Annotated in this window: 24 protein-coding genes; 18 read left to right on the forward strand and 6 right to left on the reverse strand. The window is 48.1% G+C overall.

Annotation, left to right across the window (positions count from 1 at the left end):
- Positions 1 to 23 precede the first annotated feature (23 nt).
- The 4 genes from QUE64_RS04625 (at position 24) to QUE64_RS04640 (ending at position 3211) form a co-directional block, all read left to right on the forward strand.
- Positions 24 to 617: a hypothetical protein gene (locus QUE64_RS04625; protein ID WP_286224655.1), complete on the forward strand. Its 594-nt coding sequence runs from the start codon at positions 24 to 26 to the stop codon at positions 615 to 617.
- Between the two features lie 52 nt (positions 618 to 669).
- Complete coding sequence (locus tag QUE64_RS04630) at positions 670 to 849, forward strand: hypothetical protein (RefSeq protein WP_286226100.1); 180 nt, start codon at positions 670 to 672, stop codon at positions 847 to 849.
- Between the two features lie 182 nt (positions 850 to 1031).
- A complete protein-coding gene (locus tag QUE64_RS04635) occupies positions 1032 to 2105 on the forward strand; it encodes a TauD/TfdA family dioxygenase (RefSeq protein ID WP_286226102.1) in 1074 nt (357 codons plus the stop codon).
- 110 nt (positions 2106 to 2215) lie between these two features.
- Positions 2216 to 3211, forward strand: a complete 996-nt coding sequence (locus tag QUE64_RS04640) for a Bug family tripartite tricarboxylate transporter substrate binding protein (RefSeq protein ID WP_286226104.1) — start codon at positions 2216 to 2218, stop codon at positions 3209 to 3211.
- Between the two features lie 44 nt (positions 3212 to 3255).
- Here QUE64_RS04640 and QUE64_RS04645 read toward each other — a convergent pair whose 3' ends face one another.
- From QUE64_RS04645 to QUE64_RS04660, 4 genes are read right to left on the reverse strand one after another with little or no spacing between them, the layout of a single operon-like run.
- Positions 3256 to 4101 (reverse strand): M48 family metallopeptidase, encoded by an 846-nt coding sequence (locus tag QUE64_RS04645; protein ID WP_286226105.1) that lies wholly within the window; start codon positions 4099 to 4101, stop codon positions 3256 to 3258.
- A 40-nt stretch (positions 4102 to 4141) separates the two neighbouring features.
- Positions 4142 to 5782 carry a thiamine pyrophosphate-binding protein gene (locus tag QUE64_RS04650; RefSeq protein WP_286226106.1) on the reverse strand — a complete coding sequence of 547 codons (1641 nt, stop codon included), beginning with the start codon at positions 5780 to 5782 and terminating at the stop codon, positions 4142 to 4144.
- A 40-nt stretch (positions 5783 to 5822) separates the two neighbouring features.
- Positions 5823 to 6452, reverse strand: coding sequence for a hypothetical protein (locus QUE64_RS04655; RefSeq protein WP_286224661.1), 630 nt, complete (start codon positions 6450 to 6452; stop codon positions 5823 to 5825).
- Positions 6453 to 6486: 34 nt separating this feature from the next.
- Positions 6487 to 7401, reverse strand: coding sequence for a LysR family transcriptional regulator (locus tag QUE64_RS04660; protein ID WP_286226107.1), 915 nt, complete (start codon positions 7399 to 7401; stop codon positions 6487 to 6489).
- Positions 7402 to 7529: 128 nt separating this feature from the next.
- Between QUE64_RS04660 and gcl the strand changes: the two genes are divergently transcribed.
- The 4 genes from gcl to QUE64_RS04680 are packed head-to-tail and all read left to right on the forward strand — an operon-like array spanning position 7530 to position 11678.
- Positions 7530 to 9320 (forward strand): glyoxylate carboligase, encoded by a 1791-nt coding sequence (gene gcl / locus QUE64_RS04665; RefSeq protein WP_286224663.1) that lies wholly within the window; start codon positions 7530 to 7532, stop codon positions 9318 to 9320.
- A gap of 30 nt (positions 9321 to 9350) precedes the next feature.
- Positions 9351 to 10127 (forward strand): hydroxypyruvate isomerase, encoded by a 777-nt coding sequence (hyi, locus tag QUE64_RS04670; RefSeq protein ID WP_286224664.1) that lies wholly within the window; start codon positions 9351 to 9353, stop codon positions 10125 to 10127.
- 33 nt (positions 10128 to 10160) lie between these two features.
- Complete coding sequence (gene glxR / locus QUE64_RS04675; RefSeq protein WP_286226169.1) at positions 10161 to 11066, forward strand: 2-hydroxy-3-oxopropionate reductase; 906 nt, start codon at positions 10161 to 10163, stop codon at positions 11064 to 11066.
- Between the two features lie 6 nt (positions 11067 to 11072).
- Positions 11073 to 11678 carry a YqiA/YcfP family alpha/beta fold hydrolase gene (locus QUE64_RS04680; RefSeq protein WP_286226108.1) on the forward strand — a complete coding sequence of 202 codons (606 nt, stop codon included), beginning with the start codon at positions 11073 to 11075 and terminating at the stop codon, positions 11676 to 11678.
- Here the strand turns inward: QUE64_RS04680 and QUE64_RS04685 are convergent.
- The gene (locus QUE64_RS04685; protein ID WP_286226115.1) at positions 11675 to 12535 is read right to left on the reverse strand and encodes a LysR family transcriptional regulator; all 861 of its coding nucleotides are present in this window, start codon (positions 12533 to 12535) and stop codon (positions 11675 to 11677) included. The two genes, QUE64_RS04680 and QUE64_RS04685, sit on opposite strands and share 4 nt — an antisense overlap.
- 82 nt (positions 12536 to 12617) lie before the next feature.
- Here QUE64_RS04685 and QUE64_RS04690 point away from each other — a divergent pair, with 82 nt between their 5' ends.
- Genes QUE64_RS04690 through QUE64_RS04715 form a run of 6 tightly spaced genes read left to right on the forward strand, consistent with a single transcriptional unit; the run spans position 12618 to position 17302 of the window.
- Positions 12618 to 13349: a succinate dehydrogenase/fumarate reductase iron-sulfur subunit gene (locus tag QUE64_RS04690; protein ID WP_286224667.1), complete on the forward strand. Its 732-nt coding sequence runs from the start codon at positions 12618 to 12620 to the stop codon at positions 13347 to 13349.
- Positions 13334 to 13699, forward strand: coding sequence for a succinate dehydrogenase (locus QUE64_RS04695; protein WP_286226116.1), 366 nt, complete (start codon positions 13334 to 13336; stop codon positions 13697 to 13699). Before QUE64_RS04690 ends, QUE64_RS04695 begins: the two co-directional genes overlap by 16 nt.
- The gene (sdhC, locus tag QUE64_RS04700) at positions 13696 to 14058 is read left to right on the forward strand and encodes a succinate dehydrogenase, cytochrome b556 subunit (RefSeq protein WP_286224669.1); all 363 of its coding nucleotides are present in this window, start codon (positions 13696 to 13698) and stop codon (positions 14056 to 14058) included. Before QUE64_RS04695 ends, sdhC begins: the two co-directional genes overlap by 4 nt.
- A 12-nt stretch (positions 14059 to 14070) precedes the next feature.
- Positions 14071 to 14946, forward strand: a complete 876-nt coding sequence (locus tag QUE64_RS04705; protein WP_286226117.1) for a fumarate hydratase — start codon at positions 14071 to 14073, stop codon at positions 14944 to 14946.
- An 8-nt stretch (positions 14947 to 14954) separates the two neighbouring features.
- Positions 14955 to 15563 carry a fumarate hydratase C-terminal domain-containing protein gene (locus QUE64_RS04710; RefSeq protein WP_286226118.1) on the forward strand — a complete coding sequence of 203 codons (609 nt, stop codon included), beginning with the start codon at positions 14955 to 14957 and terminating at the stop codon, positions 15561 to 15563.
- Between the two features lie 17 nt (positions 15564 to 15580).
- Entirely contained in the window at positions 15581 to 17302 is a 1722-nt protein-coding gene (locus tag QUE64_RS04715; RefSeq protein WP_286226119.1) for an L-aspartate oxidase, read from the forward strand.
- Positions 17303 to 17349: 47 nt separating this feature from the next.
- Here QUE64_RS04715 and QUE64_RS04720 read toward each other — a convergent pair whose 3' ends face one another.
- Entirely contained in the window at positions 17350 to 18330 is a 981-nt protein-coding gene (locus tag QUE64_RS04720; RefSeq protein WP_286226120.1) for a Bug family tripartite tricarboxylate transporter substrate binding protein, read from the reverse strand.
- A gap of 96 nt (positions 18331 to 18426) precedes the next feature.
- On the opposite strand from QUE64_RS04720, the gene QUE64_RS04725 reads away from it, so the two are divergent.
- Genes QUE64_RS04725 through QUE64_RS04740 form a run of 4 tightly spaced genes read left to right on the forward strand, consistent with a single transcriptional unit; the run spans position 18427 to position 21899 of the window.
- The gene (locus tag QUE64_RS04725) at positions 18427 to 19362 is read left to right on the forward strand and encodes a hydroxyacid dehydrogenase (protein ID WP_286226121.1); all 936 of its coding nucleotides are present in this window, start codon (positions 18427 to 18429) and stop codon (positions 19360 to 19362) included.
- The gene (locus QUE64_RS04730) at positions 19359 to 20369 is read left to right on the forward strand and encodes an Ldh family oxidoreductase (RefSeq protein WP_286226122.1); all 1011 of its coding nucleotides are present in this window, start codon (positions 19359 to 19361) and stop codon (positions 20367 to 20369) included. The genes QUE64_RS04725 and QUE64_RS04730 overlap by 4 nt, the downstream gene beginning before the upstream one ends.
- A gap of 27 nt (positions 20370 to 20396) precedes the next feature.
- Positions 20397 to 20678 (forward strand): SAF domain-containing protein, encoded by a 282-nt coding sequence (locus tag QUE64_RS04735; protein ID WP_108508403.1) that lies wholly within the window; start codon positions 20397 to 20399, stop codon positions 20676 to 20678.
- Positions 20679 to 20726: 48 nt separating this feature from the next.
- Positions 20727 to 21899, forward strand: coding sequence for a UxaA family hydrolase (locus QUE64_RS04740; protein ID WP_286224676.1), 1173 nt, complete (start codon positions 20727 to 20729; stop codon positions 21897 to 21899).
- The last annotated feature ends 27 nt before the right edge of the window (positions 21900 to 21926 follow it).

A 21926-nucleotide genomic window follows, 5' to 3' on the forward strand; every position in this document is an offset into this window, starting at 1 on the left:
TTAATTAACCATAGAGGAATTTCATGAAGAAAATTGCACTTGTAAGCGCAGCAGTATTAATGATGGGCACATCCGCTGTCATGGCCCAAAATAAACCACAGGCAGTCGTTGCTGTTGAAACTGCCCCAGGCGTCTTAAAAGTAGCTGAAGGTGTTCAGTTCCAAGGTAAATTCAAATCCGTTGATCCAAAAACCCGTGAAGTAGTGATTGTTGGTCCCAATGGTAATGAGTACAAAACCGTATTGGGTGATGAGGTCAGAAACTTTAATCAAATAAAAGTGGGCGATATTGTTACGCTCACTCATGTTGAGATCCTCGTGGCTGACATTAAAAAGCCAAGCAAAGTTGAAATCCGTGAGCGTGTTGAAACCGAAAAAGCAGCACGTGCAAAGTTGGGTGACAAACCTGCTGCTGCAATCGAGCGTCAAGTTACTGTAGTTGCTGACGTAACCGCTGTCGATGAAAAGAAAGGTACTATCACTCTGCGTGGCGCTACCCGTACATTGGATCTAAAAGTGAAGGATCCAAAAGTACTCAAGGGCGTCAAAGTGGGTACACAAGTTGAAGCAACTGTTACCGAAATCATTGCGATTGAAGTAACTGCTCCCAAGAAGTAATTTATATCGTATTGAAGACCCGTCTAGTGTGAACTAGGCGGGTTTTTTCATCATGACCCTCAAGAAAACCGATTTAGCAAAACGCCAAGGTCTTCAGATAGCGCTGCGCCTGAAAAATGCCAGCAAGGCTGATTTGCAAAACAAGCAAACAAAGTCAAAATTAAACGCCAAACCTGCACCCCTATTGCAGTCAATTTTGCGCAAATCCAAACAAGACGACCCCAAGCGCTAAATTAGTATTAGCCCGAAGTCATTTAGAGTCATCTACCCAATTTAGATATAAAGAGTATTCACATCCAAACTAATTGATCTGATTTGCTCTATTTTTGCTTAAATTTGGGCTATTTTTGTAATAGACTAATTTCAGTTCATCAGGAAGTGATTACCAAGCAAAGATCCGAACGGGGGCGTACGATGAGAACAAGTCAAGCAGTTAATGCCGTGGGTAGTATCCCCAAATCGATTGATGGACCGTGCGCATGGCGAGGCGCCGACCTTGCTCAAAAATCGGATTGGATCGTGCACTGGACTCCGGATCAAGTCGCCGAACTCGAGCGCGCAGCTGAGCACTTTGCTAGCACCGGACTTGCTCTTGAGAACATCACACCAGCGAGTTTTCCTCTTCACAATCTAGAGCCATTTATTCAGGGGCAGCTACAAGAGCTCTTACACGGTCGCGGCTTTGTGATGCTGCGAGGCTTGCCAATCGCAAACTGGTCGATTGAGAAAGCAGCCACCATTTATATGGGAATCGGTCGCCACATGGGAAGTTTGCGTAGCTCCAATGGCAAAGGACATCTCTTGGGTCATGTGCGCGATCAAGGCGCCAAAGTGGAGGCGGGCGCGCGTTTTTACCAAACCAACAAGAAGCTGGACTACCACACTGACTCCGCGGACATTGTGGGCCTCTTGTGTCTACAAAAGGCAAAGCAGGGTGGTGAGTCCTTCATCGCCAGCTCAATGGCTGTTTACAACGAACTTGTGAGGCGCCGCCCCGATCTCATTCCTGCGATGTTTACACCGTATCCCACCGATCGCCGTGGCGAAGTTCCCGAAGGACGTGACCCCTGGTTTGAGATCCCCATCTTTAACTGGTATCACGGTGAACTATCGTGCGTTTATCTACGCCATTACATTGAAGAGGCGCAACGACGCTTTCCCAATGCGCCACGCCTCACCAAAGAACAGGTGGAGGTCATGGACTTGATCGATGCAATCTTGCAAGAGCCCGGATTTGCTCTGCAGATGGCATTTGAACCTGGCGATATTCAGCTTTTGCATAATCATCAAATTCTGCATTCCAGAAATGATTTTGAGAACTGGCCTGAACCTGAGCGTCATCGTCATTTGCTAAGACTTTGGATTGCCCCGCCATCTGGACGACCTTTGCCCGATTACTTTGCATCTCGTTGGGGCAATACGACCCCTGGGGATCGGGGCGGCATTATTGTGCCGGGCACCAAACTCTCAGTGGAATTGAGTATTTAGCCCCTAAAAGAGTAAAAACCTAGTTTTAACCCTGATTGGTTTCCCAAAAATCGACTTGTAGTATGGGTTGTTGTGCCTATAAAAACATCCCATTGTGGAGGAGACCTACTATGTTGAAGTCTAGTAAACGCCTAATTGGCAAATCGATTCTTGCGGGATTAGTTGCAAGTGCGCTTGGTATCAGCCCAGCAATCGCGCAAAACTATCCCAATAAACCCATTACCTTAATTGCCCCATACGCAGCTGGGGGTGATAGTGATTTCTCAGGCCGCAATTTAGCCGCTGTTGCAAGCAAATTGATTGGGCAGCCCATCGTGGTACAGAACGTGGTTGGTGCCTCTGGCACAATCGGCTCACAAAAGGTGAGCGCTGCGCCGCCAGACGGCTATACCTTATTAGTATCACGCGGTGGTTCGCAAGCCATTGTGCCAGCGCTCGATAGTAAGGCGCCTTATAAGTGGAATGATTTCACAATGATTTCCTTGTTGGATTTCAATCCAGTGGTGTGTGTGGTCAAAAATGACGCACCCTATAAGACCATGAAGGATCTTATTGATGCAATCCGCGCTAATCCCGGTAAGCTCAATTACGCAACTGCTGGCCCTGGAACAACACAACATTTAGCAGTGGAAGTCATGCTCAGTCAGCTTGGATTGCCATCTACTGCTGCCATGATGATCCCGTATAAAGGAGGCGGCGAGGCAACTACCGCATTATTAGGTGGTCAAGTGCAATTCATCTGCAACAATCTCACCACCATGGTTGGTCAAATTAAGGGCGGTGCCATGCGCGCACTGGTTACATCAACCCCTAATCGCCTAAAGGACTTCCCAGATGTGCCAACTGCCAAAGAAATGGGTATCGGCAACCTAGAGCAAGTCATGGGATGGAGTGGTTTGTATGGGCCCCCAGGATTACCTGCTGAGGTTGTGAACAAATGGCAAGCTGTTTTGAAGGAAGTCGCTAAAGACCCAGCTTGGTTACGTGGAAACGATACCGTTGGTGCAATCCCAGCGATTCGGTCACCCCAAGATACCGAGAAATTTGCCCGAGAGCAATTTGAGCTCTATAGCAAACTTGGAACACAACTTAACCTTAAGAAATAACTAAAACATCTTAAAAACCACGGCCCCAAAATCTGGGGCCGTTTTTATTTGGTCACATTCTCTCGCTTTGCCGCCTCGTATAAGGGCATGACCTTCGGTATCAATGCAGAAAGCTCTTTAATACGATTCTCATTGGAGGGGTGGGTCGATAAAAACTCAGGTGGGTTCTTGCCCTGACTTTCTTTACTCATCTTTTGCCACAGCGTTATCGCAGCGCGAGGATCATAGCCACCACGCGCCGCAAGCTCTAAGCCAATCGCATCAGCTTCGCGCTCATTCTGGCGAGAGTTAGGAAGTACCATCACGTATTGCATGATTTGATTGGCTGCATCAATCGATTGTGCCGAGCCCGCCCCAGCAGCAGCAAGCGCAACATTACTAATAATGTTTTGGGCCAATGCCTGGGAAACTTGCTCCCGTCCATGTTCTCGTACGGCATGAGCAATCTCATGACCCATGATGGCTGCAATTTCATCATCATTGAGGTTAAGTTTATTAATGATCCCGGTATAAAAAGTAATCCGACCACCAGGTGCGCAGGTGGCATTCACAATAGGGGAATCAATCAACTGTAGACCCCAGTTCCAATTGCGGGTATCGTCCCGAAATACCGCGGTCTGTGGAATCAGTCGATTGGCGATGGTCTTGAGGCGCTCATATTCAGGGCCACTGGTAATGAGGATTTTTTTCTTCTGCGCCGCCTTCGCCTGTTGCTCAAAACTAATCGCCGACATCCGATCAATTTGCGCTGCGGAGATCATCATGAACTGCGAGCGTTGCACGCCTACAACCCCAGGACGGCTAGTATTGGCGCACGCCACCAAGAGGCAGCTTGCTACCAAAATACCAACAACTGCTTGAATAAAACGCGGGCGATACATCAGGTGCATGGTCGTTAAACGCCTGATACGTAACAGCGGATGACCCTAACTAACTGCGCTTGAGATTGGGGGCAGGTAAGCCCTCGATCAAGATGTTCAAGATCGCTGGTAAGCCTTTGGCCTGTAAGCGCTGCGCAGCAGGTAAGACATCAACCGCATCAGTTACTAACTCTCCAGCACCACCAAACGCCTCTGCAACCTGATCATAGCGGGAAGGTAAAAGCTCACATCCCTTCGCCCGTTCTTGACCATATTCCCGAATCTGAATCTGATACTCGGCATTCCAGCAGGCATCATTGCCCACGACCCCAATGAATGGCAGTTGATAGCGAACGGCAGTATCGAGCTCGGACGAATGAAAGCCAAAGGTGCCATCTCCCATCACAGCAACAACTGGCACGCCTGGCTTGGTGTACGCAGCTGCAGTCGCAAAAGGCAGTGCTGCACCAATCGAACCAGCAACACCATTAATCACTCGGTTGGGTGCATGCAGGCAAGCCTGTGCCCATTGGCCAATTTCACCACCATCTGCTACTAGTACTGAATCTGGATGGGAGTCGAGGATGGCTTGTAAGGCAAGCATTGCTCTGCCTGGGTGCGCATGCTTGGGTGTCTTAGATGTAGCGGTTGACCAAGTATTGGGGCGATAAGCGATTGCCTCCTTGACCCATGGCAGCCAACTAATATCTTGAGATTTAGCTTGATCACTGTTAGCAGTTTGCAATAAGGTCTCAATAGATGGAAGTAAATCAGCTTGCACCGCCAACTCCAACCGCGAGCCGAGTGCATTTTGAGAGCGCTGCAGTTCAGCCGCTTCTGAGTCAATTTGCATAAAGCGCGCATCGGCTTTGAAAGTTGGTGAGTTACCAAACTTGAGTGTGAAGTCCAGTCGTTTCTCAAGCAATAAGACACAATCACTTTGTGCAAGCACCTCAGCAAAGGCACCTAAACTGGGATCGCCTACGCCACGAGGACTTTCTGTGGCAATCACTGGCACGCCAAGCGCTTCGCTTAATTGGTGAAGTTCCTCAGTGTATTGGTAGCAACCACGCGGACCAACCAAAACCACCGGCTTTTGCGCAGCACGTAACTGCTTTACGATCAACTGTGCATTCTCCAAACTTAAGGGAGGGTTTGATGCAAGTTTGGGTGCGCCGGGACTCGGCGATGCGGAGGCAGCGGTTAAGGGATTCTCAAGCGCATCGGATGGCAGGCTTAAATGAACGGGGCCTGGTCGACCCGATAGAGCAATTGCACAGGCTAGCTCAAAATCGGCTGCTAAATATTGGGGGCCCGCACAGGTCCACGATGCTTTGCATAAAGGCGCGGCAATATCAGCTTGGGACATTTCTTGGAAGGCGCCTTTGCCTAATTGATTTAGAGGAGCATGCCCAGATAAAAGCACCACAGGAGCTTCGGCCATCGCGGCTGTGTATAAGGCAGATACCGCATTGGCATGACCTGGCCCACCTGTGACCATTGCAATGCCCACTTTGCCACTCAAGCGAGCATATGCATCGGCCATATGAACGGTTGCCGCTTCATGACGCGTATGAATTAATTTAATCGGGTGATCAATCACCGCATCAAAAATTGGCATGATGTGATTACCAGAAAGGGTAAATATTGAATTCACATCCTGTGCCTTAAAGGCATCCACCAATGAATGCGCACCAAGCCGTTCTGCCATGATTGCTCCTTAATAATTGCTTTATTTTAATTAGACGTTCTTATTTTTTCTGGGTAGCAGCAGTAGGAGCCGTAAAGGATGCAGCCATTGCATCGTATAAAACAATCTTGACCTCGTCGTTGACGGCAATATCCTTAAGTAGGGCCGCATTCTTGATGCGGTAGGTATCGGGCTTACCTTTGGGACCCTTAACCGAGATGGTCATCTTCTGGCGATCAATACCAATCACGGTGGCAATAATCGTGGTGGTATTAGAAATGACTGAAGCGGGCTTGCTGCCAAGTGGAGCAGAGGTTTGGCTGGTGGTTTGTACTTCGCTGCGAATACCCTGGTTGTTGACCTTAGCCAATTCAATTACAACTGCCAACTCATGTGTGACGGTAAGACGATCGCCCACTTTAATTTGGGGGAAGTTCTTGATCTCGGGCCCTGCAACAAAATTGGTCACTGTGCCGTCTTTATCTTTTAGGGTAACCGTGCGCGTTTTGCTATCGACCTTTGTTACTACTGCATCGACTAATTGATAGACCTCATCAATCCCAGCAGCCGCGATCGGAGCCTTATTGGGGTCAACCATTGCCGGCTTGTTTTGGGCAAAGCCAGTAGAAGAGAGGCCAATACCTATAGCGAGGATTGCAAGATTTTTTGAGATGTATAACGATGAGTTCATGATTTTGAGCAATAGTTGATTGAATACCAAATGATTATGACCCGATTTCTCTGGCCCACCAGTTTCCCTTAAATTGACCTGCGAGCCAATCGATTAATTTACTAACTTTACTCGTTAGCAGTCGTGGTGAGCTATAGACCGCATGGATCTCTTGAGCGGGCATGGTCCAATCTTCTAACAAGGGCTTAAGGTGTCGGCTTTGAACGGAGGTATAGGCTACATACCAGGGAAGGGCCGCAATTCCGAGATGTTGCCTGGTTGCAGATAGAAGTGCTGAGAGATTATTGGAGTAGAGGGGGCCTTGAACCTGAATGGATTTGTTGGAGCCGTCACGACCAGTAAATTGCCAACGATGGTCTCCTTGAACGGAGCTGTAGATCAGTGCGGTATGACGACTTAAATCACTGGGTATAGAGGGCGTGCCAGCTTGCATGAGGTATTCAGGGGTGGCGACCAGGACCCAGGGATTGAGACCCAAAAAACGTGCGCCCAAACTGGAATCGGATAGACGCCCCATCCGAATCGCTAGATCAACACCTTCCTCAACCAAATTAATGTAGCGGTCATCTAAGTTGAGGCTTACCTGTAACTGTGGATGATCCCTCATGAACTCTAGGACCAGCGGAGTCAGTACACGACGACCGAAGGCGACCGAGCTACTGATATTGAGTTTGCCTTGTACTTCGGTTTGTAAGAGGCCGGCTAGATTCTTGGCATCCTCAACTTCATGAATAATTGTTTTGCACTTCTCATAATAAATCTTGCCGATTTCGGTGGGCGTTACCCCGCGGGTACTGCGATGGAGCAGAAGGGATCCCAGGCGCTTTTCAAGGGCGGCGACATGCTTGGTGGCGGTGGGTTGAGTTATTCCCAAACTGCTCGCCGCTTTGCTAAATGATCCCGTTTCGACCACTCGTATGAATAAGGAAATGCCTTGAATTCGATCCATAAATTATTGATTTAAATGAATTAAAACTAATATATTCCAAAATAGAATAGATGATATTAAGGTATCACACTTCTCAGAATACCTCAATTTAAGGATGATTCATTCATCTTATTCAAAAGGAGGCAACAATGGCACTCATGAAAGCCGCAATGGCAGCTGTTTTGGTAATGGAAAAAGAGGGCATCACCACCGCGTTTGGCGTTCCTGGTGCCGCGATTAATCCCCTGTACGCACAATTACGCGAGCGTCAATCCATCACCCATATTCTGGCACGTCACGTCGAGGGCGCATCTCACATGGCTGAGGGCTACACCCGTGCCAAGGCTGGCAATATCGGTGTTTGTATCGGTACCTCCGGCCCCGCTGGAACGGACATGATTACTGGCTTGTATTCAGCAAGCGCAGATTCAATTCCAATCCTATGTATTACAGGCCAAGCACCACGTGCCCGTCTCTATAAAGAAGATTTCCAGGCGGTTGATATCGAGAGTATTGCCAAGCCAGTGACCAAAATGGCCGTCACCGTGCGCGAGCCTGGTTTGGTACCTCGCGTATTTCAGCAAGCCTTTCACGTAATGCGCTCAGGACGTCCTGGCCCTGTACTGATTGATTTGCCCATCGATGTGCAGTTAGCCGAGATCGAGTTTGATATCGATACCTACGAGCCATTGCCGGTTTACAAACCATTTGCCAATAAGAAGCAAATTGAGAAGGCGATGGAGATGTTGATGTCTGCCGAGAAGCCATTGATCGTGGCGGGCGGCGGAATCATTAATGCAGATGCCGCAGATCTTTTAGTGGAGTTTGCCGAGATTACTGGTGTTCCTGTGATCCCAACATTAATGGGCTGGGGTGCAATTCCAGATGATCATCCCTTGATGGCTGGCATGGTGGGTTTACAAACCTCGCATCGTTATGGCAATGCCACGATGTTGGCCAGCGACTTTGTATTAGGAATCGGTAATCGTTGGGCCAATCGCCATACTGGTTCGTTAGAGGTCTACACCAAAGGCCGTAAGTTTGTACACGTCGATATTGAGCCAACTCAGATTGGTCGCGTATTTAATCCTGACTACGGCATTGTGTCTGATGCGAAGGCTGCCCTCGAACTCTTCGTTGAAGTAGCCAAAGAGTGGAAGGCGAAAGGCAAGCTCAAAAATTACAGCGATTGGGTCTCGCGTTGCCAAGAGCGTAAGCGCCTCATGCTTCGCAAAACAAACTTTGATAATGTACCCATCAAGCCTCAGCGTGTTTATCAAGAGATGAACCAAGCGTTTAAACGCGATACCGTTTATGTATCAACCATTGGTCTTTCACAAATCGCTGGCGGCCAGTTCTTGCATGTCTATGGCGCACGTCAATGGATTAATTGCGGTCAAGCAGGCCCCTTAGGTTGGACTGTGCCAGCTGCACTTGGTGTGTTGGCTGCTGACCCAACTCGCACCGTCGTTGGTCTTGCAGGTGATTATGACTTCCAGTTCTTGATTGAGGAACTGGCCGTTGGCGCTCAGTTTAAATTACCACTCGTCATGGTTCTCGTGAACAACAGTTACTTAGGTCTCATCCGTCAGGCGCAGCGTGGCTTCGATATGGATTACTGTGTACAGCTCGCGTTTGACAATATCAACGTACACGATGACAACCTGAAGGGCTATGGCGTTGATCACGGTAAGGTGGTTGAAGGCTTAGGTTGTAAAACCTTGCGCGTTACCCATCCAGGCAAGATTCAGGAGGCTTTGATTGAGGCCCAGAAGATGGCCAAAGAGTATCGAGTCCCCGTAGTCGTTGAAATCATTTTGGAGAAGGTCACCAATATCGCCATGGGTACCGAGATCAATAATGTCAACGAGTTTGAAGACATTGATTGCCGTCACCCAGCCGGTACTGAAGGTTTGGTAACGGCCGGTCTTTTAGAATAAATCTTTTTTAAACTCACCAGAGGAACTGGAATGCCAAAGTTTGCTGCAAATCTAACCATGTTGTTTAATGAAGTGCCCTTTATGGAGCGCTTTGATCGTGCAGCCGCTTGTGGTTTTCAGGCAGTCGAGTTCCTCTTTCCATATCCGTTTGCAGCGAGCGAGATTAAAGCAGCGTTAGATCGTAATCAACTCAAACTGGTGTTGCATAATTTGCCCGCTGGTAATTGGGAGGCGGGTGAACGTGGCATTGCGTGCCTGCCCGATCGAGTCGAGGAGTTTAAGTCTGGTGTTGCTAAGGCGATTGAATATGCCAAGGCTCTCGGGGTTGGTCAGCTCAATTGCTTGGCCGGCAAAGTTCCAGACGGCGTTGATCACAAGACCTTGCACGCAACATTTGTGAGTAATTTGCGGTACGCAGCGGCTGAACTGAAAAAACATCAGCTCAAATTGCTAATTGAACCTATCAATACATTTGATATCCCTGGTTTCTTCTTGTCTACCACCGCCCAAGGAATTGCAATCTTGGATGAGGTGGGTGCCGATAACGCTTTCTTGCAATACGACATCTATCATGCCCAACGCATGGAAGGGGAGTTAGCCAATTCCATGAAGAAGTACCTCAGTCGCATTGCGCATCTGCAGTTAGCAGACAACCCTGGTCGTAATGAGCCCGGGACTGGTGAAATTAACTACGCCTATTTGTTCAAGTTCATTGATCAATTGGGATATCAAGGTTGGATCGGCTGCGAATATAAGCCAGCCACCACCACGGAAGCCGGCTTGGGTTGGTTGAAGTCGATCTCCTAAAATCAATTTAGTTCGTTATTTTTCTTCAAAGGGATTGCTATGAGTGCAAAGAAATTGGGTTTTGTTGGATTAGGCATTATGGGTTCACCAATGGCTGGTCATTTAATTAAGGGTGGTCATTCGGTCTATTTAGCAACCCGTAGCCAAGTACCCGAGGAGCTCATCAAGGCCGGCGGGATTGCCTGTAAGACCCCTGCCGAAGTGGCTCAACATGCCGACATCATCTTCACAATGGTTCCTGATACACCCGATGTTGAAAAAGTTCTGTTTGGGGAGAACGGTATCGCGTCCGGAATTAGTAAAGGCAAGATTGTGGTGGATATGAGTTCCATCTCACCGATTGCGACCAAAGAGTTTGCTAAAAAGCTCAACGATCTTGGGTGTAACTATGTCGACGCCCCGGTATCGGGTGGTCAAGTAGGCGCACAAAACGCCACGCTCTCGATTATGGTTGGAGGAGACGAAGCGGTATTTAATCAAGTCAAGCCGCTTTTTGAGCTCATGGGTAAAAACATTAACCTAGTGGGTGGTAATGGAGCAGGGCAAACCGCAAAAGTGGCTAATCAAATCATTGTGGCTCTCAATATTGAGGCGGTTGGTGAGGCTCTCTTATTTGCTGCTAAAGCAGGTGCTGATCCAGCTAAGGTTCGTCAAGCCTTGATGGGCGGCTTTGCAAGCTCGAAAATTTTGGAAGTGCATGGTGAGCGCATGGTCAATCGCACCTTTAATCCAGGCTTTCGGATTGAGTTGCATCAAAAGGATTTGAACTTGGCGCTTAGCAGTGCCAAAGCACTCGGCGTTTCATTACCCAATACGGCAACTGCCCAAGAGTTATTTAACTCCTGCGCAGCTCACGGTGGCAAGGCCTGGGACCATTCAGCCATGGTAAAGGCGCTCGAGACCTTAGCCAACTTTGAGATTGGACAAAAAGCAAACTAAGACACTATGCCCGATCATCCTGATCTGCTAATTGTCTATTTGCACGGATTTCGGTCCTCACCGAACTCCTCCAAAGCACAACTGACCAGGGATGCAATTGCATCCCTCGTTGAAAAAGGCAAATCCATTGACTGGTATTGCCCTCAATTGCCCCCATCACCCGCAGAGGCGATCGCGATGATCAGGGCAAAAATTGAAACAGTAAATCCCAAACGGATTAGTTTTATTGGCTCATCGCTTGGTGGCTTCTATGCAACTCATTTAGCCGAGCAATTTCCTAATGCGCGTGCTGTGTTACTGAATCCAGCAGTGCGAGCTGCTCGAGAGTTGGCACCTTATGTTGGGCAACTGACTGCCTATGACAGCGATGAGCCTTTTGATTGGCGCGCAGAGTATGTCGAACAGTTGCGTGCCCAGCAAGTCGAAGCGGTCACCCATCCCGAGCGCTATTTACTGGTTGCAGCAACAGGCGATGAGTTACTCGACTGGCATGAGATGGTTGACTTTTACCCCAATGCGAACCATGTCGTAATTGAGGGGAGCGATCATGGCATCACAGAGTATCCTCTGTATTTAGATCGTGTAGTTCACTTTGCCAGTTATCTCGACTAAGAACTAGAATTAATCCCAGTTCTAAATTGTTCTTCAATCGCTTTGGTGATTTTGGTGCGGGCATGATTTTTTCGTTCAAGTAAGCCCACCCGACGATAAATCGTTTTACGGGGCGGATTTGCAATCACAATTCGTTTGTCTTTATCCCACTCAACATTGGCTAATTTTGGTACTACGGCATAGCCGAAGCCTTGGCGAACTAATTCAATAATGGCCTCTACCGAGTTAACCACCATGCTGTTGCGTATCTCTAAACCATTGACCCGAATAAAGCGATCGACTAGCTCCCCAGTCCAGGTTTTGGGTTCAAACCGAATGAAGGGGAGATTGGCAGGGTTCTTGCCTTTGGGGTATATCAAGATCATGGGCTCTTCATACAGCAAGGTCCAGCGAACACTTTTGGGTAATGCGTAAGGGGATTCAGTAACGATGGCTGCATCGAGCATGCCATCAATCACTTGTTGCAAAAAATCGCTCGATAGGCCGGTACTAATTTTTAATTCCAGACCTGGATACTCATCTTTCAAATGGTCCAATGTTTTACCAAACTGACCCATTAGGCTTGAGACCAAAGCGCCCACGGTAAGAGAGCCAGAAAGTCCCGTCCGAAATTGACTTCCGAGGGATTCATAGCGGGAGAGAATATCTTGGATGGGCTCAATCAGAGCGCGGCCTTGATTATTGAGGATTAGTGAGCGTTTATTGCGATCAAATAGCGTCACACCCAATTCGGCCTCGAGCTGTGCAAGCTGTTGTCCTGCAGCAGCGGGGGTCAAGCCAATTTCACGGGCCGCAGCAGCCACGCTGTTGTGACGCGTGATGGCGATGAAATTTTTAAGTACCCGGATGCTGGTCATTGATTCAATAGTAAATAATTTTTTTATCTCAATTAAAATACTATTCGATTTATTTTTTATTGTCTATCCCTATAATGCTTACATGAATCCAAGCATCCTCAAAGTAAAAGTCTGGCGGGGCACCGATGACGGTGAGTTTGTAGAGTACGACGTGCCACGTGCCGCCAATCAAACAGTATTGGACGTAGTTACCTACATCCAACGCAAAATTGACCCAACTCTAAGCTATCGTTTTGCATGTCGTGTAGGAATGTGCGGCTCCTGTGCGATGACGGTGAACGGTAAAGCACGTTGGACCTGCCGTACTCATGTTGCCAAAATTGCAGATCAAAATACGCTTGAGATTGCGCCTCTCGATAATCTACCCATCATCAAAGACCTGGCCACCGATATGCGCGAGTTCTTTGACAAGATGAGTAAGGCGGTGGGTTACTTTAAAGGTGATAAAACCCGATTTGATGATTTTGCACAAGTCAAACCAGATTCAGAGGAGCGTCAATTGGCGAATGCTGGTATTGAGTGCATTGGTTGTGGGGTTTGCTACGCCTCGTGTGAGGTGGTCTCATCACGTGATAGTTATTTAGGTCCAGCCGCCCTCAATCGTGCCTGGACCCTAGTGAACGATGAACGCGATACCCAGCAACTGGATCGCTTGCGTGCGGTCGCTGGGGATGCAGGATGTCATTCATGCCATACGCAAGGTACCTGCTCAGAGCGCTGCCCTAAACAGATTGAGCCAACCGCTGGTATTGCAGGATTGAAAAAGATGGTTGGTCGTGCAGCAGTTAGGGGTAGCAAATGGGGCAAACTGTAATGACCAGCGGCGCGATTCTTCAGGCCAAACTTTGGTACTACCAACGCATCAGCGCCATGGTGCTTACGCTGTGTGTCGCAATCCATCTCGTAATTATCTATTACGCTATTCAGGATGGCCTAAGTGCTGGAGAAATCTTGGCGCGTACGCGAGGTAATCTTGCCTTTGCTCTTTTCTATGAGATCTTTGTTCTGGCTTGCTTTGTTCATGCGCCCATTGGCTTAGCAAATATTCTGCGTGAGAACATCCAAAGCGCATTTCTGATTCGGGCGCTTCCAATATTGCTTGCCGCATTCATCCTGATCCTGGGAACGGCTGCTGTTATTGGCGTAGTGTGGGGTGCGCCATGAGCAAGGCGGGGCGTCGACTCGACTTTCGAACCAAGGCGCATTGGTCTTACTTTGCCTATTACCTGCATCGCGTCTCTGGACTCTTGCTAGCGTGCTTTTTGCCACTGCACTTTTTTTTCCTCTCGCGCTCCCTGTACGGAGAAGCGGAACTGGGACGGTATCTGCAGTTTACCGACCATCCCATGGTCAAGTTTGGTGAATGGGGACTGGTGACTTTGTTAGCCCTTCATCTAATTGGCGGCACCCGTTTATTGGTGATCGAGTTTGGAATCTGGAAAGGCCTCCGAAAGGCCTGGGTGCAGGTGACCTTAATTGGCTCCTTAATTAGTGGAGCCTTGTTTTTAATTCTTTCTCGCTAAGGCGAATCATTTATGGAACTGAACCTGCAACACGTTGAAGATGCATGCAAAGAGCTTTACATCCGGGCCTTGAAATTATTACCTGACGATATTAAAGAGGGAATTAACGATCTCAAACAGAAAGAGCGCGATGCTCGCGCGCAAGTGGTGCTGGAGACGATGGTCACGAATATTGCCGTGGCAGAACGTGAAGATAATCTGCTTTGTCAAGATACGGGATTGCCAATCTATAACGTTTGGATTGGTCGAGATGTTCAATTTGATGGAGTCCAGCTGAAGCAGGCGATTCGAAAGGGCTGTGAGCGGGCCACAACGGAATACCCCTTACGCTCATCCGTTGTGCACCCCATCACCCGAAAAAATAATCACACCTCCACTGGTATTGACATGCCAGCAATTCATATTGATTTTATGGATAAGCCCGGCGTGATTGAGATTGAAATGATTCCCAAGGGCAGTGGCTCGGAGAATAATTCGTTTCTGAAGATGGCCATTCCAGCTGAAGGAATCTTAGGAGTTAAAGCATTTGTCATTGAGAGCGTTGTCAACGCTGGCGGTAAGACCTGTCCACCGACCATTGTTGGTGTTGGGGTGGGCGGCACATCCGACCAATGCGTGGCACTTGCAAAGCGCGCTGCTACTCGGCCGCTTGGCACTATTTGCAGTGATGCGGAAGGCGCCCAGTTGGAGAAGGAGCTAAGTACCGCAGTCAATCAACTCGGAATTGGTCCCCAGGGACTTGGTGGTGATGGTACAGCGTTTGCAGTGCATGTGGAATTGGCGGCTACGCATATCACCATGAACCCTGTTGCAGTCAATATGCAATGCCACTCGGCTCGACGCGCGCGGGCATCGATTGGATCACACGGTATTGAATACGGCTTTTAAGGAAGATCATGGCGCACTACAACCTAGCAACACCAGTCAGTGAGGGTGATATCCGCAAGTTGAGGATTAATGACACCGTTACCTTACAACAGACCTTATTTGGTATCCGCGATGCAACGCAAATTCATTTATTTGATCGGGGACGAAAAACTAAATTTGATCTTCAGGGGCATGCTGTGATTCATACAGCACCCAATGTTCGTAAAGTGCCTATTAGTTCTGACTTCCCAGCGGGTTATGAGCCGATTTGCATTGGCACAACGACATCGGATCGAATGGAGCGGTTTACAGAACCTCTCATGCGGGAATACGGGGTTCGCATGATTGTGGGTAAAGGTGGCTTACGGGAATCATCCGCAAAAGCGTTTGAGCAGTTCGGTGGCGTCTATCTTGCCATTATTGGTGGCACTGCGGCTCTTGAGACTACCTGGATTGACCAAATTGAGGACGTGGATCTCGATGACCTAAACCCTGAATCACTCTGGAAGTTCAAAATTAATCAATTTGGTCCTTTGTTAGTGGCGATGGACAGCCACGGGGGCAGCATCTATCAAGAAGTGAAATCCGATGTTGCAAGTAACAAAGAAGCGGTACTTAAAAGCTTAGGCATTGTCTAAAGAAAGAGAAGGTTGGTATGTCATCGATTGAAACCATTCAAACTGATATCTTGGTCCTAGGCTCCGGCGGGGCAGGTCTCTTTGCAGCTTTGCATGCGCATCAAGCCAACCCAAATTTGCATATTACGATTGCAGTAAAAGGTCTTTTGGGCAAATGCGGTTGCACTCGTATGGTTCAAGGCGGCTATAACGTTGCGCTGGCCGAGGGTGATTCGGTTGAACGCCACTTTATGGACACCATCGAGGGTGGCAAATGGCTATCTGATCAAGAGCTCGCTTGGACCTTGGTGACTAAATCGGTTGAACGAATTCATGAGCTCGAGAATGAATTGGGCTGCTTCTTTGATCGCAACCCTGATGGCACGATTCATCAAAAAGCATTTGCTGGACAAACCTTCGATCGTACGGTTCATAAGGGCGATCTCACTGGAATTGAAATCATTAATCGCTTGGCAGAGCAAGTTTGGGCTCGTGGAATTCATCGCTTAGAGGAACATCGTGCGATCGAATTAATTAAAAGCACCGACGGTAAAGCAATTGCTGGAGTATTAATGCTCAATATGCGCACTGGTCAATTTGTGATGGTGCGTGCTAAGGCAGTCTTATTGGGAACCGGTGGCGGCCCCACGATGTATAAATACCATACCCCATCGGGTGATAAAAGCTGTGATGGATTGGCCATGGCCCTTCGAGCAGGATTGACGCTGCGCGATATGGAAATGGTGCAGTTTCATCCAACTGGAATGTTGGCTGGCCCCGATACGCGTATGACCGGAACGGTTTTGGAGGAGGGCTTACGAGGAGCGGGTGGTTACCTACTAAACGGTAATCAAGAGCGCTTTATGGGTAACTACGATCCACGCAATGAGCGCGCCACACGTGATATTGTCTCGCGCTCGATTTACTCCGAAATGCGCGCTGGGCGGGTTAGCCCAAATGGTGGGGTTTATATTCAGATGCATCATCTGGGGCCCGACAATGTTCGTAAATTGTTCAAAGGAATGGTCGAGCGTTGTGCCGACTCGGGATTTGATTTGGCAGGAGGATTGGTTGAAGTTGTTCCCACCGCCCATTACATGATGGGTGGAGTGGTGTTCCACGCGGACACTAGTACGGATCTGCCTGGCCTATTTGCTGCTGGTGAAGATACCGGTGGCGTACATGGTGCGAACCGATTGGGCGGCAATGGTGTTGCAAACTCCACAGTATTTGGTGGGATTGCCGGCGATACGATGGCGCGCTATGTATCCGATCGAGAGTTCTTGGAATTTGATCCCGTAATGATCGAACAAAGTATTGCGATACATCGCAAACCACTAACACAAGCCCAAGGGGATATTGAGTTCATTCGCGATGAGTTGGCTGATTGCATGTGGGATCAGGTGGGTATCTTACGTAATCGCAAGGATTTAGAAGCGGCCCGGGAACGCTTAGATCGCTTAGATCAAATGTTGCAAACCATGGGAGTGGGTGATACCAACCCTGCATTTAATCTTACATGGCAGGATTGGATGAATTTACGTAATCTATTGCTAGTTAGCAAAACTGTTGTAGGGGCTGCCATCGCTCGCGAGAACTCTCGGGGGGCGCATTATCGTGAGGACTACCCTGAAGAAGGCGACCTGGAGACTTCCTACTATACGGCTGTGCAAATGGTTGGCGATCAATTAACGATCGATAAAAAACCTGTGATATTTAGCATGGTCAAACCAGGCGAAACTATTTTGGTGGAGGCATAAAAAAAGCCCAGATCAACTGGGCTTAAGAGATATGAAGGGTTTTATTGTTATTGACTTAAATTGCGAGCCTTCACAATCTTTTCCCAGTTTGCACCTTCTTTTTTAATCTGAGCTGCGAATTCTTGTGGTGTATTAAGAACCGGGGTTAAGCCAGCACCTTCAACGCGTGCCTTGAACTCAGGGTTCTTAAAGGCTTCTAGAGTTGAGCGATAAATTTTGTCGACAATCGCGTTGGGTGTGCCAGAAGGGACCACCAAACCAAACCAACCCGTGTTTTCAAAACCAGGAATTGTTTCTGCAATGGTAGGTACGTCTGGTAATTGTGGAACACGTTTCGTACTGGTAACGCCCAGAGGACGAATCTGCCCCGATTTTGCAAACCCAGTCGCAGCAGTTAAGTTACCCACCATAAAATCAATTTGACCAGCAACCAAGTCGTTTAATGCTGCAGATTCACCCTTGTAAGGAACGTGGGTGGCATTGATGCCAGCAGCATAGGTAAAGTTTTCACCCGCCATATGCACTTGGCTACCAATACCTGCAGAACCAAAGTTGAGGTTCTTGGTTTTAGCCAATGCAATTAATTCCTTAACGTTCTTCGCAGGCACCTTTGGGTTTACCGATAGAAGCATTGGGCCGCTTGCGACATTGGTTATAACCTTGAAATCCTTGTCGTAATCGATTGGCAATTTCTTATAAAGGTAGGGATTTACGGTCAACATACTGCCTGAAGCCAGCATGATGGTGTATCCATCGGCAGGGGACTTAGCTACTAAATCCGCAGCGATATTGCCTCCCGCACCGCCTTTGTTCTCCACAATCACGTTTTGTTTCCACTCGGTGCTTAATTGCTGGGCCAACAAACGACCCAAAATATCGGTTGTACCACCAGCAGCAAAGGGAATCACAAGCTTTACAGGCTTATCAGGCCAGCTTTGCGCCTGAATCGAAGGGCTTGTGAACGCGATCGAACTGGCCGCCACAAGACCCAAGGCAAACTTCATACGACTAAGTACGGTTTTATACATACTGATCTCCTTGGTTATCTATCTTCTGATCCATTTAATCACATATTCGATCGGCCGCCTCTTGCAAGAGATCTAAGTCATCTATATGATATGGATATGTCTAATATTTTCATCTCGGAATTCATTACGAGTCAAGCCCTAGAAACCCTTAAGGTTCGGCATATGGTTATTTATCAGCCAGATGCCTATCAAGACCCAAAGCAAATGGCTGATTCCTTGGTCAGCGCCGATGCCTGGATTGTGCGAAATCTAAGCAAAGTTTCGAAGGAATTGGTCGAAGGAGCCAAGCAGTTGAAGGTGGTTGGTCGCTTAGGCGTTGGCCTTGAGAATATTGATTTACATGCCTGTGCTGAGCGAGGCATTCGGGTGATCCCGGCCACCGGTGCGAATGCTGAGTCGGTAGCCGAGTATGTGCTTGGCACTGCGATGGCACTCATGCGCTCGTATCGCGAGGCCACGTTAGAAACTCTCGCAGGAAAATGGCCCAGACCGACTTACTCCAAATGCCACGAAATTGCTGGTAAAACAATTGGCATCGTCGGATTTGGGAGTATTGGTCGTGTCGTTGCTGAAAAAGCACTCGCGCTGGGAATGCGCTGCATTGCCTACGATCCTTTCATTAAACAATCCTCTATTGCCATAAAGGGTGGGGATGTCGTAATGCGCTCGCTATCGGAAGTACTTGCAAATAGCCAAATTGTTAGCCTGCATCTGCCATTACTCCCTGAGACTAAGGGTCTATTCAATCAGAATTTGCTCAACCAGATTCAAGAAGGTGCTTATCTAATTAATACAGCTCGTGGCGGCATTGTGGATGAGCTAGCGCTCGCACAGTCTTTGAAATCCGGCAAGCTCGGTGGAGCAGCGCTAGATGTGTTTGCGCTTGAGCCCGCAAAGGACCTTAGTCATTTTATTGGTGTGCCGAATTTAATTCTGACGCCACATGTAGCAGGCGTTACCGAAGAAAGCAATGATCGTGTGAGCACCATGATTGCCCGAGAAGTTAATCTATTTTTGGAGAAGAATACGTGAGTCATTCATTTCAGGAGCTAGTACAACTTGCTTATCAGGGCTTATGTGCCGCTGGAGTTAAACATGAGGCAGCAGCAGATACCGCCTTATTTTTAGCCTTAGCAGAGATTGATGGATTAGCCTCTCATGGCCTAGCACGGGTTGCACAGTATTCGGGGCATGCTAAACATCAGCGAATTAATACTCAAGCAGTCATTAAGACGCATCCCTATAAATCCTCGGCAGCATTAGTTGACGGTCAAGATGGTCTTGCATTTCCTGCGCTGAAGTACGCAACAGATCTTTCAGTAAATCTTGCACATCGCCATGGCGTTGGCTTGGTGGCAATTAAGAACACCCATCATTTTGGTGTTGCGGGTCACTATACAGAAGCCGCAGCTAGAGCTGGATACATCTCGATTTTGCTCGGTAACACCCCTGCGGCAATGCCGATGGCTGGCGGCACCAAAGCGGTCTTCGGAACCAATCCACTGGCTGCTGCCTTTCCAGTTCAGGGCAAGGATCCTTTGGTCATTGATATGTCACTCTCTGCAGTGGCGCGAGGCAAATTATTAGTGGCATCCAAAAAAGGGGAGTCAATTCCATTGGGTTGGGCTCTAACTGCTGACGGCCAGCCCACCACCGATCCGAATGAAGGTCTTAAGGGTTTAATGGTTCCGCTCGGTGGTGATAAAGGTGCGTTATTGGCACTCATCATCGAACTACTTGCAGTTGGTTTATCGGGAAGTCAGTACTCGTATGAAGCTGATAGCTTCTTTTCAATGAAGGGTAATAAGCCACGATTAGGTCAGCTCATCATCACGATTGATCCTGGTCTGCCAGGTAAGGGTGTCTACCGCAATCGTATGCTTGACTTACTAAACACCTTTGCAAGTGATATGGGTGTGCGATTACCTGGACAACGTCGCTTTGCCGTACGCCAAAAGGCAATGAAGGCTGGAGTTGTGGTCAATGAAGCAGTATTGCAAGAGATTCAGAATGGCATTCAAAGCCGTTGGAATAGTTAATAAGTCAATCTTTAAAGGAGAGAAAGCATGATTCACTTTGTCGTACATGAACCCGGAGATGTGGTGGGTGTCGTAGTAGTGGAGGGCGTGAAAGCCGGTAATGACCTAACAGGGTGGGTGATGGACGGCGATACCACCCTGAACATTAAATCCGAGAGCGATATTCCGATTGGTCACAAGATCTCATTAAAAGATTTAAAGGTCGGTGATACCGTGATCAAGTACGGAATTGATATTGGCAAAGTAGTCGCCCCAATTAAAAAGGGCGAACATTTGCACGTTCAAAACGTCAAGACAAAGCGCTGGTAATCGATTAGCCAACTGATTAACTAATTTTTTGATTGAGAGAAAGAACAAATGATTGATTTGAAAAAAGCGACCTTTATGGGATATCGTCGTGAAAATGGACGTATGGGTATTCGTAATCACGTAATTATTTTGCCCCTTGATGATTTGTCGAATGCGGCCTGCGAGGCGGTAGCAAACAATATCAAGGGCACCATGGCAATCCCACATCCTTATGGGCGTTTGCAGTTTGGTGCTGATCTAGAACTCCATTTCCGCACCCTGATCGGCACTGGCTGCAATCCCAATGTGGCTGCAGTTGTGGTGATTGGAATTGAGCCCCAGTGGACCAATACCGTAGTTGAGGGGATCAAGAAATCAGGTAAGCCTGTTGAAGGATTCTGGATTGAAGGCAATGGTGATACAGCGACCATTGCTGCTGCAAGCAAAGCTGCCTACAAGATGATGAAGCACGCATCGAAGTTACAGCGTGTCTCTGCACCCTTGTCTGAGCTCTGGGTCTCTACCAAATGCGGTGAATCCGACACCACCTCAGGTTGCGGTGCCAACCCGACCGTTGGCAATGCCTTCGATAAGCTCTATGACATTGGCTCTACTTTGGTGTTTGGTGAAACCACTGAATTAACCGGCGGTGAGCATCTAGTAGAAGCGCGTTGCCGTACCCCTGAAATCAAAGCGAAGTTCAAACAAGTCTTTGATCGTTACCAAGATGTGATTGAGCGTCACAAAACCAGTGATCTTTCTGACTCACAACCAACCAAAGGAAATATTGCCGGTGGCCTAACAACTATTGAAGAAAAAGCACTAGGTAATATTCAAAAGATTGGTAAAAAGTGCATGATTGATGGCGTATTGGATAAAGCCGAAACCCCAACTGGTAAAGGTCTGTACTTTATGGATTCCTCATCAGCGGCTGCTGAGATGGTGACCCTATGTGCAGCCGCGGGGTATGCAGCCCATTTTTTCCCAACCGGACAGGGCAATGTGATTGGTAACCCTATTCTTCCAGTGATTAAGCTATGCGCAAATCCAAAAACAGTACGTACGATGTCTGAGCACATTGACGTCGATGTTTCTGGAATCTTGCGCCGCGAGGAAAACATGGATACCGCCGGAGAGAAATTATTAGATTGCCTCTTGCGAACTGCGAATGGCGAGCTAACCGCTGCTGAGATTTTGGGTCATCGCGAGTTTGTTCTCACTCGCTTATACGAATCGGCCTAATTTGTCCCATGGGCCATTCAGACGTCT

This window comes from Polynucleobacter sp. HIN7, assembly GCF_030297595.1.
In the GTDB taxonomy this organism is placed as follows: domain Bacteria; phylum Pseudomonadota; class Gammaproteobacteria; order Burkholderiales; family Burkholderiaceae; genus Polynucleobacter.